The following is a 15,237-nucleotide window of genomic DNA, read 5'->3' as shown; positions in this document are numbered from 1 at the left end:
GACAGAAAACGTATGGCGACTGCATCGCCCGCTTCTGATTTTGCGCCTGTGGCGGCCCCGGTGGCCGCTCAGGCAACCGTGCGCGACCCGCGACTGGATTTCTATCGCGGCATCGCGATGTTCATCATTCTGGTTGCCCATATCCCCGGCAACCCCTGGACAAGCTGGATTCCTGCGCGCTTCGGGTTTTCCGACGCTACCGAGATCTTTGTGTTCTGTTCCGGCATGGCCTCGGCCATCGCCTTTGGCGGCGCGTTTCTGCGCAAGGGCTGGTGGATGGGCACCGCCCGCGTGGCGTTCCGCATCTGGCAGGTCTATTGGGCGCATATCTGTCTGTTCTTCTTTGTCGCCATGACAATGGCCGCGCTTGATAATTCCGGCCTGTTTACAAAGAATTACGTCTCGTCCCTGAACCTGCAGCATTTCTTCAACGATCCGCTGCCGCAGATGGTCGGGATTTTCACCCTGACCTATGTGCCGAACTACTTCGACATACTGCCGATGTATCTGGTTGTGCTGGCGATGATGCCGCTGTTCATGGCGTTGTCGCGCATCGGGTTCTGGGCCGTCGCGCTGGCTTCGGTGTCGATCTGGCTGGTGGCTCAGACCGGCGCGCTTGCCCTTCCGGCCGAGCCTTGGTCTGACCGGCAATGGTTCTTCAACCCGTTCGGCTGGCAGCTGCTGTTCTTCACCGGCTTTGCTTTCATGCGCGGCTGGATCCCTGCCCCGCGGGTGTCAAAAACACTGATCTGGGCGGCGATTGCGTTTCTGGTTCTGTCCGCGCCTATTGGGTCGTGGAAAGTGTTCCTGTGGGTGCAATCCGCAGCCCCCGGCCTGGCCGAAGAAATCCGCGAGATCTGGCCCCTGACCAAGGAACTGCGCGGCAAGACCGAGTTCGGCCTGTTCCGCTATATCCACTTCCTGTCGCTGGCCTATCTGGGCTGGGTCGTCGCGGGTGAACATGGCCACCGCCTGATCGCCTCGGGCCACAGTGTCGGCGCACGGGTTTGGCAAGTGGTGCTTAAGCTGGTGACCAAAGTCGGCCAGCAATCCCTTGCCGTATTCGTCTTCTCGATGGCGGCAGCCCGTCTGATCGGCGTTGCGCTGGATCAGGCCGGGCGGGATGCCGCCACCGTTTTCGCCGCCAACATGATTGGCTTTGCCATGATCATCGCAGTGGCCTATCTGGCCGGCTGGTTCAAATCTCATCCGTGGAAATCTAAGAAATGACTTTGACGCGCCGCGCATTTCTGGCCTCAACCTCCGCGCTGTTTCTGGCGCCCGCCACCTTTGCCTCGGGCGGAGACGTGCCATTTGACCGCGATCATGTGATCGAGTTGGCCCGTGAACTGGCCAGCCGCCCCTTTGCCGAGCGTGAGATGGTGCCGCAGGAATGGCAGGACCTGACGTACCAGCAATACCGCTCGATCCGGTTCCGTCTGGATCGCGCCCTTTGGTACGAGACCGAGACCCCCTTCAACGTCGATTTCTTCACGCCGGGCCTGTACTTCCCGCGCACGGTCAAAGTGTCGACGGTGGAGAATGGCATGACCAAACCGGTGGCCTTCGATCTTGCGATGTTCGACAAGTCGGATGAGGTTCCGACCCTGCCTATCGACGACACGCTGGGCTTCTCGGGCCTGCGCCTGCGCACCGAAATGCACCGCCCCGGCAAAACAGATGAGTTCTGCGTCTGGCAGGGGGCCAGCTATTTCCGCGCCATCGGCCTGCACGAGGTTTACGGTCTGTCCGCCCGCGGTCTGGCGCTGAAAACCGGCGATCCGGATGGTGAGGAATTCCCGGAATTTATCCGCTTCTGGCTGGAACGCCCGGAACCGGGCCAGCGCAACATGGTGGTCCACGCGTTGATGGACAGCCCCAGCGTGACCGGGGCCTATCGTTTCAACGTTACCGCCGGTGCCGACTGCATCATGGATGTCGAAGCCACCCTGTTCCCGCGCACCGAGCTGGATCACGTCGGCATCGCGCCTGGAACCTCGATGTTCCTGTTTGATCAGACCAACCACAGCCGGTTCGACGATTTCCGCCCCGCCGTGCACGACAGCGACGGGCTGCTGATCCGCAATGGCGCGGGTGAGGTTATCTGGCGGCCTCTGGCCAACCCGACGCGCCTGCAAATCTCATCTTTCGTGGACACCAACCCCAAAGGGTTTGGTCTTATGCAGCGCAAGCGCGAATTCTCGGACTATGCGGATCTTGAGGCGAATTATCACAAGCGCCCCAGCCTGTGGGTCGAACCGGGGGATGACTGGGGCAAGGGCACCGTCACACTGGTCGAGATTCCGGCCGATCAGGAAATCTATGACAACATCGTTGCCTATTGGCGTCCGGCGGAACCCTATGCTGCAGGCAGTCAGGTGGACCACAGCTATCGCCTGATCTGGGGTGAAGAGCCGCAGCGCACCTCGATGCCGCGTGTCATCAACACGGCGATGGGTGAGAATACCTTTGGCGAAGGCCGTCTGGCCGTGATCGATTTCGAACCCAGCGAGTTGTTCGACGATCTGGACGCCATTCGCATTTTTGCCAATTCGCCCCATGCCGAAACCTCGGACGGCGTGTTGCAACGCAACCCGGACACAGGCGGTGTGCGTCTGGCCTTCTCGTTCCAGCCCGGCGACCGCGATTATGTTGAACTGCGCGCGCAGCTGCTGGTGGGCAAGCAACCGGCCTCCGAAGTCTGGCTGTACCGTTGGACCACATGAGCCGCGATCTGCATATCATGCCGCCCGAGGCGCCCTTGGCCATGCCCGCGCAGGATTTCCGCGCGGGGTTCCGCGATGCCGGGGTGCCGTCGGGCAAACGCCGATCCGCCGGGTTCTGGCGCGCGCTGGCCTTTTCGCCCGCCATGGCGGCAACGCTGGGCCTGCTCTGGGTCATGAGCGACTGGTTCGGGGCCGAGGGGATCAATCTGGTCGAAGGCATTCTGCTGGCACTGATCTCGTTCAACTTCTTCTGGATTTCCTTCACCGTCTGCACGGTGCTTCTGGGCATGATTTCCCTGTCCCGGCAGGACCGTCCGGTCAGACGCGAACGCGCGCAACCGTTGCGCGTGGCCCTGTTGATGCCGACCTATAATGAGGTCCCGTGGTTCGTACTGGGCAATGCCCGCACCATGCTGGAAGAACTGCGCGCGCGCGGTGGTCAGCATGAATACGCGATGTTCATCCTGTCGGACACGCGCGACCCGGATATCGCCGCGCAAGAGCAAGCCAGTATCGAAGCGCTGCGCACGACCTTGGCCCCGGACCTGAAGCTCTACTACCGCCGCCGTCCGCAAAACACGGACCGCAAGGTTGGCAATATCGCCGATTGGGTCAGCCGCTGGGGCGCGGATTGGGACGCGATGCTGGTTCTGGACGCCGACAGCCTGATGACCGGCCGCGCCATTGCCCGCCTGACGGATTCGCTGGCGCGCGACCCCGGCGCGGGGCTGATCCAAAGTTACCCGCAACTGATCGGCGCGCAGTCCGTTTTTGCCCGGATGCAGCAGTTTGCCAATGGCGTTTACGGCATCGCCTTTGCCGAAGGTCTGGCCCGCTGGTGCGGGCAAGAGGGCAATTATTGGGGCCACAACGCCATCATTCGCACCAAGGCCTTCGCCACTTGTGCCGGTCTGCCCAAGCTGCGGTCCTTGACCGGGCAGGAAAAGCTGATCATGAGCCACGATTTCGTCGAGGCCGGTCTTCTGCGCCGCGCCGGATGGGCTGTGCGGCTCCTGCCGCGCATCCGGGGGTCTTACGAAGAAACCCCGCCCACCCTCATCGACCACGCCATGCGGGATCGCCGCTGGTGTCAGGGCAACCTGCAGCATCTGAAACTTCTGGGCTCGCGCGGGTTCCGCTCGGTCTCGCGGTTTCACATGTTCCATGGGGCGGTTGGATATCTGATGTCGCCACTGTGGTTTGCGCTGCTGCTGATGTGGGCGCTGATCGGTCAGGGCGAAGAGGCCTCGGTTCTGCATTACTTCAGCCCCGATAATCCGCTGTTCCCGCAATGGCCCGAAATGACCGAGACGCGCCACGTGCTGATCATTCTGGTCATGTACGCCATGCTGCTGGCCCCCAAGGTTCTGGGCGTCGCCGCCCTGCCCCTCAGCGGTGTGCGCTATTCGGATTTCGGCGGCTGGCGGCGGTTCTTCACCTCGTTCCTGTTCGAGGTCATCTTGTCGATCCTCTACGCACCGATCCTGATGGTGCAGCAGATGATCGCCGTGTTCCGCACCGCCTTGGGCATTCAAAGGGGCTGGTCGCCACAGGCACGCGATGGCGGCAGCTATTCCTTGCGCACCCTGATCCTGTGCCACACGCTGGAAACCATCAGCGGCATCGCGCTGAGCGTTGGTATTCTGGCCGGTCTGGTCTCGGTCTGGCTGGCCCCGATTGCGATCAGCCTAGCACTGGCGATCCCGCTGTCTGCGCTCAGCGGCGTGTCCGCCGGTACCGCCCGCCGCATGGTTGGCATGCGCGAGGATTTTGCCGAACCGGCCATCACCCGCTCGGCCCGTCGTCACCGGGATGAATTGAAGCGGCTGATCGAAGGCAAAGGCACAATGACCCCGGCGGAGTAATCAGCCGCCGGGCAACCCCTCGTACCAGTCCAGCATCATGTCAGCCCAGCCACTTGGCACGTTGTGACCGCCGGGAAACAGCGCAAATTCCAGCGCACTGCCTTCGGCGCATCCCATCCAGTTGCGCCGCATGAATTGCCCGGTGGTCGAAAACCCGCTGGGCTTCGTATCCTCGCATTCGTTGGCGATGCGCCAGATTTCGAGGCCCGCAAAGATATCGCCCTGATGAAAGCGCCCGCCGCCCAGCAGACGCCCTTCTAACGGGACCACATTGTCGGTCCAACCATGGGTGTGGAACATCCGAACCGGCCCTTCGCAGGCTTCGGGATGCGGACGCCAGAACCCGCCCGAGACGGGCACATAGGCCGAGAATGTATCGGGTGCCGCGCAGGCCAGGTAATTCACCATGAAGCCACCAGCCGAGAACCCGCCAAGTATCGCGCGTTCACTGTCGATGCCAAAGCGCGCGGCCGCATCTTCGACCGTTTCGCTAAGAAACACGGTTTCATCGCGATCCCCGAAACCCGGATAGAAGTTCCAGCTTTTGGTGCCGCCCCTGTCCGGTCGTTCAAGCGCTTCGGGGGCCATGACGGCATAGCCACGCTCTAGCAATGGGTCCACCATAGCGCGGTTTCTCATGGTTCCGGCACCGCTGCCCCCATAGCCATGCAGGAAAACCACCAATGGCGGATTTTCGGCGTTTGGCAATTCGATATGATACTCGCCCGACGGCGTCTGGCAGGTCCCTTGATCCGGACCACAATCGGCAAGGGCCGAGCTTCCTGCAAAAGCCAAACAAAAAGACAGCCAGTATTTCGTTTCCATTACGTCCCCTCGGTATAAGCTTCGACCGGCAATCCGGCGCGCACCCAGCCGGGCCCAGCAGCAGACCCAAGCATGCCTTCGGGCACATCGATGATATTGGTGAACCCCGCCTCGGTCAGTCGGTTGCTCAGCCGGGCCGAGCGGACGCCGCGGGCGCAGATCAGGGCAACGGGGGCAGATTGATCTCCGCCCGTCAACGTCGTCAAAGCCTGAACAAAATCGTCCCGCCGCATATCCAGCGGCTGCGCCCCCTGCCCGATGCCCGTGGAACGCCACTCGCGCGGTGTACGAATATCCACCAGCAGAACATCGCCGGACACGGCCTGCCTATGTGCCTGAGATACGTCCAGCTGTCCACCAGAATAGTCCTGCGGGATCAGACGATATTCCCGTATCGCAAACCCGGCTGCGATGGCAGCCCCACCACCCAGCAAAACCCACCTTCGGGTCCGGTTTGTCCTGTCTGCCATGCGGGGCCCTCCTGCGTTGACGGGAGTTTTCTAACACAGCAGCGGGGCCGGTGCTGCGCGGAAAACCGGCTACCCGTTCAAGTTCGCGTCATTATTACGCAGGTTAATCACATCCAGAATACATCTTTTGAGGCCGTTCGAAACCTTGCAATTTTTGGACAGTCAATAAATTATCCTTACCAATTCAATCATATTGACCGCTCAGACCGGAGTATCGCACTTGTCCCTATTCCTCATCGCGGCCCTTCCCTTTATCGGAGCTGTGTTTCCAGCCCTCCTGATCCGGGCGGGACGAAACGCAGCCGCCTCGGCCGCTGGGTTGACCACCTTCCTGGCCCTGATGGGGTTGTTGATCCACATCCCCTCGGTCATGCGAGGTGAGGTCGTAACCGCCCGGTTCGACTGGATACCGGGCCTGGGGCTGAACGCGAACTTCATGCTGGACGGGCTTGGCTTTCTGTTTGCCCTGCTGATTCTGGGCATCGGTCTGCTGATCATTCTATATGCACGGTTCTACCTGTCGCGCGAAGATCCGATGGGGCAGTTCTATACCTATCTGCTGCTGTTTCAGGGCGCGATGGTCGGGATCGTTCTGTCCGACAACATCCTGCTTTTGTTGATCTTCTGGGAGTTGACCTCGTTAAGTTCCTTCCTGCTGATCGGCTATTGGAAACACCTGCCCGAAGGCCGCCAGGGCGCGCGAATGGCACTGGCCGTCACCGGTGGCGGCGGGTTGGCGATGATCGCCGGGATGCTGATCCTGGGCAATATCGTGGGGTCCTACGATCTGAGTGTGATTCTGCAGAACAAGGAACTGATACAGGCCTCGCCCTACTACATGCCCGCGCTGATCCTGATCCTGCTGGGCTGTTTCACCAAGTCGGCGCAGTTCCCGTTCCATTTCTGGCTGCCGCACGCAATGGCCGCACCGACGCCGGTTTCGGCCTATCTGCACTCGGCCACGATGGTAAAAGCGGGCCTGTTTCTGATGGCGCGGATGTGGCCGGTTTTGTCGGGCACCGATGCGTGGTTCTATATCGTTGCGACCACCGGTTTGGTGACCATGCTGCTGGGGGCGGTGATCGCGCTGTTCAAGGATGATCTGAAGGCGCTGCTGGCGTTTTCAACTGTCTCGCATCTGGGTTTGATCACCATGCTGCTGGGCTTTGGCACCAAGTTTGCCGCCGTGGCCGCCGTGTTCCACATCATCAACCACGCGACGTTCAAAGCCGCCTTGTTCATGACCGCCGGGATCGTCGATCACGAGACGGGAACGCGCGACGTCAAACGGCTGGGCGGTCTGCGCCACCTGATGCCGATCACCTTCACAATCGGCACCATCGCTGCACTTTCGATGGCAGGCCTGCCGCCGCTGAACGGGTTCCTTTCGAAAGAGATGATGTTGGAGGAAACCGTACACACCACGTGGCTGAACTCGCATTATCTGGTGCCGGGTCTGGCCCTGCTGGCGGCGTTGTTCTCTGCCGCCTATTCCTTCCGCTTTGTCAGCCATGTGTTCCTTGGACCGCAGCGCGACGACTACCCCGCGCATCCGCATGATCCGCCCGTCGGGCTGTGGATTGCGCCGGCGTTCCTTGTGGTTCTGGTTGTGCTGATCGGCTTCTATTCCGCCGCTATCGTCGGCCCATTGGTGGCCGTTGTGTCCAGCGCTGTGATCGGGGGCGAGAAACTGCCCTATTACTCACTGAAACTGTGGCACGGCTTTACTCCGGCGCTGTTTATGTCGGTCGTGGCCACGCTGGGCGGTCTGTTCCTGTTGGCGCTGCACAAACGGGGCGAGTATGTGTGGAACGCTCTGCCCCGCCCCGAGGCCAAGGTGATTTTCGAGGCCGTCGTCAACGCCTTCACGCGGCTCAGCCAGTGGATCACGGATGAGCTGCACAATGGGGTCCTGAGCCGTTACGCCATCATTTTCGTCGCCTTCACCGTGGGGCTTGGCTATTACGCCTATTCGACGGGAACCATTGGTGTCGAAACCCGTGTTCCGATTCCCGCGCAGATCATTCCCATCATTGGCTGGATCTGTCTGGTCGGCGCGACGCTGGGCATCATGTGGTTCCACCGCAACCGTCTGCTCTCGCTGGTGTTGATCGGCGTTGTTGGCCTGATCGTTTCGGTTGCCTTCAACTATCTGTCGGCACCGGATCTGGCACTGACCCAGATCTCGGTCGAAGTGGTGACGATGATCCTGCTGCTTTTGTCGCTGAACTTCCTGCCGACAGAGACGCCATGGGACAGTTCTGCCGCGCGGCGCTGGCGGGATGCGGCGATTTCCGTGGTTGCTGGCGTGGGAACCGGGGCGCTGATCTATGCGATCATGCTGCGCGACTTCGCCTTCCCGACGATTTCCGAGTTCCATCTGGAGAACTCGTACAAAGGCGGTGGCGGCACCAATGTGGTGAACGTCATTCTGGTCGACTTCCGGGGCTTTGATACCTTTGGTGAGATCATTGTTCTGGGCATTGCCGCGCTGATCATCTTTGCCTTGACCGAGGCGGTTCTGGGCACCAATGTGCGCGGCTACCTGCTGAATCGCAAACCGCACTGGCCGCAATCGGGGGATTCACACCCGCTGATGATGGTGGTCGTCACCCGCGTGATGATGCCCATCGCGCTTATGGTCGGGGCCTATATCTTCTTCCGGGGGCACAACCAGCCCGGCGGCGGCTTCATCGCCGGTCTGATCGTCGCGATTGCGTTCCTGATGCAATACATGGCCAGCGGCTATACCTGGGCGATTGAACGACAAAGGTTCTACTATCACGGCACCATCGGCTGGGGCGTGCTGATCGCCGCCGCCACAGGTCTGGGGGCGTGGTTCAACGAGCGTCCCTTCCTGACCAGCGACTTCGGCTACATCAACTGGCCCCCGCTGGAAGAGTTCGAATGGGCCACCGCCATGCTGTTTGACGTAGGCGTGTTCCTCGCCGTTCTGGGGGCGGTGATGCTGGCGCTCGACAGCCTGTCGCGCTTTGCGTGGCGACCGGGCATGGCGCAGGAATTCCCGATGGATATCAACCCGCTGCGGGATGCCCCACAGGACGAAGTAGAAGAGAAGGAGCAGGCCTGATGGAAGCGCTGGTTGCCTCTGCCGTAGGCATTCTGACCGCCGCCGGGATCTTCCTGATCCTGCGCCGACGGACATTCCCGGTCATTCTTGGCCTGTCGCTGATCACCTATGCGGTGAACGTGTTTCTGTTTGCCACCGGACGTCTGGCCCTGAATGCGCCTGCGGTTCTGAACAAATACGAAGACGTCCCCTATACCGACCCGCTGCCGCAGGCGCTGGTGCTGACGGCCATCGTGATCTCGTTCGGAATGACGGCGGTGATCGTGATGATCGCCCTGTCCGCCTATCTGTCCTCGAAAGACGACCATATCGACATGAGCGCAAGCGACAGCGTGGACGCGCCGGAGGAAGACGCATGAACCACTGGATCGTTGCGCCGATCGTCCTTCCCGCGATCCTGGCCCCGTTCATTATCATGGTCCTGCGCTATCATCTGGACCTGCAACGCATCTTCTCGGTCTCGGGCGTCGTTGCCTTGCTGGGCATTGCCCTGACCGTCACCGCCCAGGCAGCGGGAGGGGAGATTCAGGTCTATGAGCTTGGCAACTGGCCCGCGCCGTTCGGCATCGTCATGGTGCTGGACCGGCTTTCGGCGATGATGGTTCTGCTGACCGCTTTGCTGGCGTTGCCCATTGTGCTCTACGCTATCGCCTCGGGCTGGGATGAACGGGGGAAACACTTCCACGCCTTGTTCCATTTCCAGCTTATGGGCGTTTGCGGCGCCTTCCTGACCGGTGACGCCTTCAACCTGTTTGTGTTCTTCGAGGTTCTGCTGATCGCCTCATACGGTCTGATGACCCATGGCGGCGGGTCCGTGCGGCTGAAATCCGGCGTTCAATATGTGGCCTACAACTTGCTGGGCTCGACCCTGTTCCTGTTTGCTCTGGGCACGCTTTACGGTGTGACCGGCACACTAAACATGGCCGATATCGCCCTGCGCGTGGCCGAGATCCCGCCCGAAGACACCGCTCTGCTGCGCGTCGGTGCGGTGCTGCTGCTGCTGGTCTTCTGCATCAAGGCTGCCGTTCTGCCGCTGCATTTCTGGCTTCCAGCCAGCTATGCCAACGCGCCGCTGCCGGTGGCCGCGCTGTTTGCGATCATGACCAAGGTCGGCGCGTACTCGATCATCCGGATGTATACGCTGGCCTTTGGACCCGAGGTCGAGGCGACCCAAGGGCTGGTCGGCGACTGGCTGCAACCCGCCGCACTGGTGACGCTTGCGGTCGGGGCCATTGGCATTCTGGGGTCGCAGCATATCGCGCGGATGGTGGCCTTCTGCGCCATCGCCTCGATGGGGACGCTGCTGATCGCGATCTCGCTGTTCACACCTCAGGCCAGCGCCGCCGCACTGTATTACGTGTTCCATTCGACGCTCGCCACGGCGCTGTTGTTCCTTGTCGCCGATCTGGTGATGGAACGACGGGGCGGAGCGATTATGCCCAAAGCGCCGATGGCGCAAACCGGGCTGATCTCGGCCCTGTTCTTTGTCGGAGCCATCGCCATGGCCGGTATGCCGCCGCTGTCGGGCTTTGTCGGCAAGCTGCTGGTGCTGGATGCCTCGCGCGGGGCGCCGGATGCGAGATGGGTCTGGGCCGTGATCCTGATCGGGTCCTTTGTCACCATCGTCGGACTGGCGCGCGCAGGATCGTTGATCTTCTGGAAGAGCCACGATGCATCGACACCGGAAGATGAGGACACCCCCAAAACCGCGCCCGAGCCGCAACCCGGCTTGGCCTTTACATCCGTCTGCGGTCTGGTCGCCGGCCTGATCCTGCTGACTATATTTGCCGGGCCTGCACTGACCTACACCAGTAAAACCGCTGAACAACTGTTCACGCCCGAGCACTACATCTCGGCCGTGTTGGGAGGGGAAGAATGATCAAGCTGCTGCGCCGCGTATTCCCGCACCCGCACCTGACCTTCCTGCTGACGGTGGTCTGGATGCTGCTGGCCAACAAACCGTCGCTGAACTCGTTGGTCTTCGGGCTGATCCTGGGGATCATCATCCCCTTCATCACTCAACCCTACTGGCCCGACCGCCCCAAGCTGCGCAACTGGCCGATGGTCGTTGAGTACATGCTGGTCGTTCTGTGGGACATCGTGATGGCCAACATCACCGTTGCCCGGATTATTTTGTTCAAGCGCGACTCGGACCGTCAGCCCAACTGGGTCTGCATCCCGCTGGAGCTGCGCACGCCCGAGGCGATCACCGTTCTGGCAGGCACCATCACCATGACCCCCGGCACCGTCAGTTGTGACCTGTCGGCGCAGGGGCATAACCTGCTGGTGCACTGCCTCGACGCCCCCGACCCCGATGCGGTCCGCGACCAGATCAAGCAGCGGTATGAACGCCGACTGAAGGAGATTTTCGAATGATTGACTATGCGATCTGGTTTGCCTTCGCCTGTTTCGGAGCCGCAATAATGATGTGCCTGTGGCGGATCATCACTGCGGACGGCGTTGGCACTCGCGTTCTGGCGCTGGATACGATGGTGATCAACACCATCGCCCTGATGATCCTTTACGGTCTGGATCAGGGCACCGAGATCTTTTTCGAGGCCGCCATGATCATCGCCATGCTGGGCTTTGTTTCAACCGTGGCCTACGCGCGCTTTATGCTGCGCGGCAATATTATCGAGTGAGGGCGGCATGACTTTTTTCGTCGAACTTCTGATTGCAGCCTTCCTGATTATGTCTGGCATCTTCGGCTTTGTGGGCTCTTTCGGGATGATCAAACTGAAGGACCCGATGTCGCGTCTACACGCACCCACCAAGGCAACGACGCTGGGGGTTGGCGGCGTGCTGCTGGCCTCGATCGCGCATTCTGTCTTGTTGGAAGGCAAACTTTCCCTGCACGAGTTGCTGATCACCCTGTTTCTGTTCCTGACCGCCCCGATCACGGCCCTGTTCATTGCCAAATGGCACATACATCGCCATGAAAAGCCCGAGGATCTGCCCGACGCGGGCGAGGATGAGCTTTGGGCCACCCACGCGGTAGAGCAGGTCGAAGACGTCCCTGACCACAGTACGAACTGATCCTGATGAATAGACCTCCGCTGCCCCTGACCCGTGATCTGGTTCTGATTGGCGGAGGACACACCCACGCGCTGTTGCTGCGCAAATGGGGGATGAACCCGCTGCCCGGTGCACGGGTGACGGTGATCAATCCCGGCCCGACCGCGCCTTATTCCGGGATGCTGCCCGGCTATGTCGCGGGGCATTATGCCCGGTGGGAACTGGATATCGACTTGGTAAAGCTGGCCAGATTTGCCGGTGCGCGGGTCATTCTGGGGGCGGTCGATGGCATCGATACCGATCAGCGCTGCGTTCATGTACCGGGGCGTCCGCCGGTGGCGTTCGACGTGGCCTCGGTCAATGTCGGGATCACCTCGGACATGCCCGCCCTGCCCGGCTTTGCCGAACACGCGGTGCCTGCCAAACCCTTGGGCCCTTTCGCCGCCCGTTGGGCTGCATATCTGGATGGCAGCGGCCCCGCATCGGTTGCCGTGATTGGCGGAGGTGTCGCGGGTGTCGAACTGGCCATGGCCATGGCCCATGCCTTGAAATCCCGCCAACGCACGGCGCAGGTGACGCTGATCGACAATGCCTCGGCCCTGACAGCGACCGGGCTCAAAGCCGCCGCGACGATCCGCCGGGCAATGGCCGGGCTGGGCGTCGAGGTGCTGGAACAGACCGCGATCAAGGAAATCGCCGCCGATCATGTGGCGTTGCAGGATGGTCGCCAGATCGAGACCCAGTTCGTAACCGGAGCGGCAGGGGCCCGCCCCTATGACTGGATCACCCGCACCGGGCTGGACCTGCAGGACGGGTTCATACGGGTGAACGGCCACCTTCAATCCAGCGATCCGGCCGTTTTCGCCGCCGGGGACTGCGCCCATCTGACGGAAAACCCACGCCCCAAGGCGGGCGTTTATGCGGTGCGCGAAGCTCCGGTTCTGTTCCATAACCTGCGGGCGGCGTTGGGCGCGGGTCGGATGCGGCGCTATGTGCCGCAGAAGGATTACCTGAAGCTGATCTCGCTAGGCGGCAAATCCGCGCTGGGGGAGCGGCTGGGCACCTCGTTCAGCGGCGCATTGATGTGGCGGTGGAAAAACCACATCGACCAGACCTTCATGAGCAAATTCCGCGACCTTCCAACGATGCCAACCCCGGCGCTGCCGCGCGATCACGCGGCGGGCCTAACCGAGGTGCTGGGCGACAAACCCATGTGCGGCGGCTGCGGGGCCAAGGTTGGGCGCGGTGCCCTGCAACAGGCGCTGGCGGCTTTGCCTGAGCCAACCCGGACCGACGTGACGCCCCTGCCCGGAGACGACGCTGCGCTTTTGACAACGGGTGGGGTACGGCAGGTCATGACCTCGGACCATTTGCGCAGCGTGACCAATGACCCGGTTTTGATGACGCGTATCGCGGCGGTGCATGCTTTGGGCGACATTTGGGCCATGGGGGCCGAACCGCAGGCTGCAACGGCGACTCTGATCCTGCCCCGCATGTCCGCAGCACTACAGGAACGCACCCTGAGCGAGATCATGACCACCGCCAACGAGGTCATGCGAGAGGCCGGGGCCGAGATCGTCGGCGGTCACTCTTCGATGGGCGATGAGATGACGATTGGGTTCACCCTGACGGGTTTGTGCCGGGATACGCCGATCACTCTGGCCGGTGGCCGACCAGGGGATGCGCTGATCCTGACCAAGCCTATTGGCAGCGGCGTCGTGATGGCTGCGGAAATGGCCGGGCGCGGAGATGGTGCAAGCGTGGCAAGAGCTTATGAAATCATGACCCAACCGCAGGGTGCTGCGTCGCGTATTCTGGTCGATGCGCATGCCATGACCGACGTCACCGGCTTCGGTCTGGCGGGTCACCTGAAGGGCATGTGCGACGCCTCGGGCGGTGGCGCGGTTCTGGATCTGGAGGCTGTTCCCGCAATGCCCGGGGCCTTGGACCTGAACGACAGCGGCATGCATTCCACCTTGTTCGCGGATAACAGATCAATCGCGCCCGAACTTCCCTCGGACGGCAAGGCGGCGCTGTTGTTCGACCCTCAAACCGCAGGCGGGTTGCTAGCAGCCATTGCGCCCGACGATGCCGACGCGGTGTTGGAAGACCTGCAAAACGCCGGGTATCCGGCGGTGCGCATCGGTTCCCTGACCGAAGCACCGGGCCTGCGGCTTCAATGCTGATCCAGAGCCCGTTCGATCCGGGCGGCTGCCTCATTCAAGCCCGGCTCATCCAAGCGCACGACTTCGATCTGCGCCAGTGTGTCGGTCGCAAAAGACCGTCGGGATTTGGTGTAGGCGGGATCGTAATGCTGCTCCATCAGGGCGCGGGTCAAGGCCGGTTTGTCACCGGCATCGATCAGTTGCAACCACCCATCAACAACCTCGTGCCCACGATGGAGGCGCAGCGGTGACAGCCGGTCGCGCAGACGTTCGGTGTCCGACAGGATGTCGTCATATGCGCGAGCGAGATAGGCGGCGCGAGCTTCAATCGGTGCGCTGATGTGAATGCGCGGCGCGTTGCACATCGCGGTCCAGACGCTGGGCGGCAATATGCGCTCTCCGATTTTGGACGACTCCGCCTCGACCACAACCGGGCGTGCCGGGTCCAGAGCGCATAAGGCGGCAGAGAGAGCGGATTCAAAAGCCTTCTGGCTGGGCTGCCCGCCCGGCCTTTCCCCCAGCAAAGACCCGCGATGATTGGCCAGACCTTCCAGATCGACGACCTGAACGCCTCGTTGGTTCAGATAATGCAACAGGTCGGTTTTGGCGGTCCCGGTATACCCATCCAACGCCACCAGCCGGAACGGTAACGGTTGGTCATACAGGTAGGCATTCACCAAACGGCGATAGGTGCGATACCCGCCCTCAACCACTTCGGCCCGCCACCCGATCTGTTGCAATGTCCAGGTGAATGAGCCCGAGCGCTGACCGCCGCGCCAGCAATAGACCAGTGGACGCCAGTTGCCCTCATGATGGCTGAGCCTGTGTTCGATGTGGTTGGCCGCGTTCCGAAACACCAACGCGGCCCCAAGCTTGCGGGCCAGAAACGGGCTTTGCTGTTTGTAGATCGTTCCCACCCGCGCGCGTTCTTCATTGTCCAAAACAGGCAGGTTGATCGCACCAGGCAGGTGATCTTCGGCAAACTCTGCCGGGCTGCGCACGTCGATCACGGTGTCGAACCCATGCGAATAAAGCTGTGTGAGATCAGAGAATTTCAGAGCCATGGCAACGATCTAGCTG

Annotated in this window: 13 protein-coding genes; 10 read left to right on the top strand and 3 right to left on the bottom strand. The window is 61.5% G+C overall.

Features of this window, described 5'->3' with window-relative positions:
- Positions 1–12: 12 nt before the first annotated feature.
- The 3 genes from ACR0MO_RS00235 to mdoH are packed head-to-tail and all read left to right on the top strand — an operon-like array spanning position 13 to position 4,591.
- Complete coding sequence (locus ACR0MO_RS00235; protein WP_480889205.1) at positions 13–1,230, top strand: OpgC family protein; 1,218 nt, start codon at positions 13–15, stop codon at positions 1,228–1,230.
- Positions 1,227–2,726 carry an OpgD/OpgG family glucan biosynthesis protein gene (locus ACR0MO_RS00230; RefSeq protein WP_480889202.1) on the top strand — a complete coding sequence of 500 codons (1,500 nt, stop codon included), beginning with the start codon at positions 1,227–1,229 and terminating at the stop codon, positions 2,724–2,726. The genes ACR0MO_RS00235 and ACR0MO_RS00230 overlap by 4 nt, the downstream gene beginning before the upstream one ends.
- The gene (gene mdoH / locus ACR0MO_RS00225; protein WP_480889199.1) at positions 2,723–4,591 is read left to right on the top strand and encodes a glucans biosynthesis glucosyltransferase MdoH; all 1,869 of its coding nucleotides are present in this window, start codon (positions 2,723–2,725) and stop codon (positions 4,589–4,591) included. The genes ACR0MO_RS00230 and mdoH overlap by 4 nt, the downstream gene beginning before the upstream one ends.
- On the opposite strand, the gene ACR0MO_RS00220 is transcribed toward mdoH, so the two are convergent.
- Together ACR0MO_RS00220 and ACR0MO_RS00215 are read right to left on the bottom strand one after the other, a co-directional pair.
- A complete protein-coding gene (locus ACR0MO_RS00220) occupies positions 4,592–5,416 on the bottom strand; it encodes a CE1 family esterase (protein ID WP_480889197.1) in 825 nt (274 codons plus the stop codon). It lies immediately after the preceding gene.
- The gene (locus tag ACR0MO_RS00215) at positions 5,416–5,886 is read right to left on the bottom strand and encodes a rhodanese-like domain-containing protein (protein ID WP_480889194.1); all 471 of its coding nucleotides are present in this window, start codon (positions 5,884–5,886) and stop codon (positions 5,416–5,418) included. The genes ACR0MO_RS00220 and ACR0MO_RS00215 overlap by 1 nt, the downstream gene beginning before the upstream one ends.
- 220 nt (positions 5,887–6,106) lie before the next feature.
- Between ACR0MO_RS00215 and ACR0MO_RS00210 the strand changes: the two genes are divergently transcribed.
- The 7 genes from ACR0MO_RS00210 to selD are packed head-to-tail and all read left to right on the top strand — an operon-like array spanning position 6,107 to position 14,178.
- On the top strand, positions 6,107–8,977 hold the full coding sequence (locus ACR0MO_RS00210; protein WP_480889191.1) for a monovalent cation/H+ antiporter subunit A: 2,871 nt from the start codon (positions 6,107–6,109) through the stop codon (positions 8,975–8,977).
- Positions 8,977–9,336 carry a Na+/H+ antiporter subunit C gene (locus ACR0MO_RS00205; RefSeq protein WP_170449386.1) on the top strand — a complete coding sequence of 120 codons (360 nt, stop codon included), beginning with the start codon at positions 8,977–8,979 and terminating at the stop codon, positions 9,334–9,336. Before ACR0MO_RS00210 ends, ACR0MO_RS00205 begins: the two co-directional genes overlap by 1 nt.
- On the top strand, positions 9,333–10,856 hold the full coding sequence (locus ACR0MO_RS00200; RefSeq protein WP_170449384.1) for a monovalent cation/H+ antiporter subunit D: 1,524 nt from the start codon (positions 9,333–9,335) through the stop codon (positions 10,854–10,856). The genes ACR0MO_RS00205 and ACR0MO_RS00200 overlap by 4 nt, the downstream gene beginning before the upstream one ends.
- Entirely contained in the window at positions 10,856–11,353 is a 498-nt protein-coding gene (locus ACR0MO_RS00195) for a Na+/H+ antiporter subunit E (protein ID WP_170452980.1), read from the top strand. Before ACR0MO_RS00200 ends, ACR0MO_RS00195 begins: the two co-directional genes overlap by 1 nt.
- Complete coding sequence (locus ACR0MO_RS00190) at positions 11,350–11,619, top strand: K+/H+ antiporter subunit F (RefSeq protein ID WP_170524812.1); 270 nt, start codon at positions 11,350–11,352, stop codon at positions 11,617–11,619. The genes ACR0MO_RS00195 and ACR0MO_RS00190 overlap by 4 nt, the downstream gene beginning before the upstream one ends.
- A 7-nt stretch (positions 11,620–11,626) precedes the next feature.
- Complete coding sequence (locus tag ACR0MO_RS00185; RefSeq protein WP_170449380.1) at positions 11,627–12,013, top strand: Na+/H+ antiporter subunit G; 387 nt, start codon at positions 11,627–11,629, stop codon at positions 12,011–12,013.
- 5 nt (positions 12,014–12,018) lie between these two features.
- Positions 12,019–14,178, top strand: a complete 2,160-nt coding sequence (selD, locus tag ACR0MO_RS00180) for a selenide, water dikinase SelD (RefSeq protein WP_170449378.1) — start codon at positions 12,019–12,021, stop codon at positions 14,176–14,178.
- Here selD and mnmH read toward each other — a convergent pair.
- A complete protein-coding gene (gene mnmH / locus ACR0MO_RS00175; protein WP_480781124.1) occupies positions 14,169–15,221 on the bottom strand; it encodes a tRNA 2-selenouridine(34) synthase MnmH in 1,053 nt (350 codons plus the stop codon). The two genes, selD and mnmH, sit on opposite strands and share 10 nt — an antisense overlap.
- Positions 15,222–15,237 lie beyond the last annotated feature (16 nt).

This window comes from Ruegeria sp. K5 (assembly GCF_056531805.1).
Note: the sequence above shows the minus strand (reverse complement) of the source record. Positions and strands in the feature narration are given on the sequence as shown.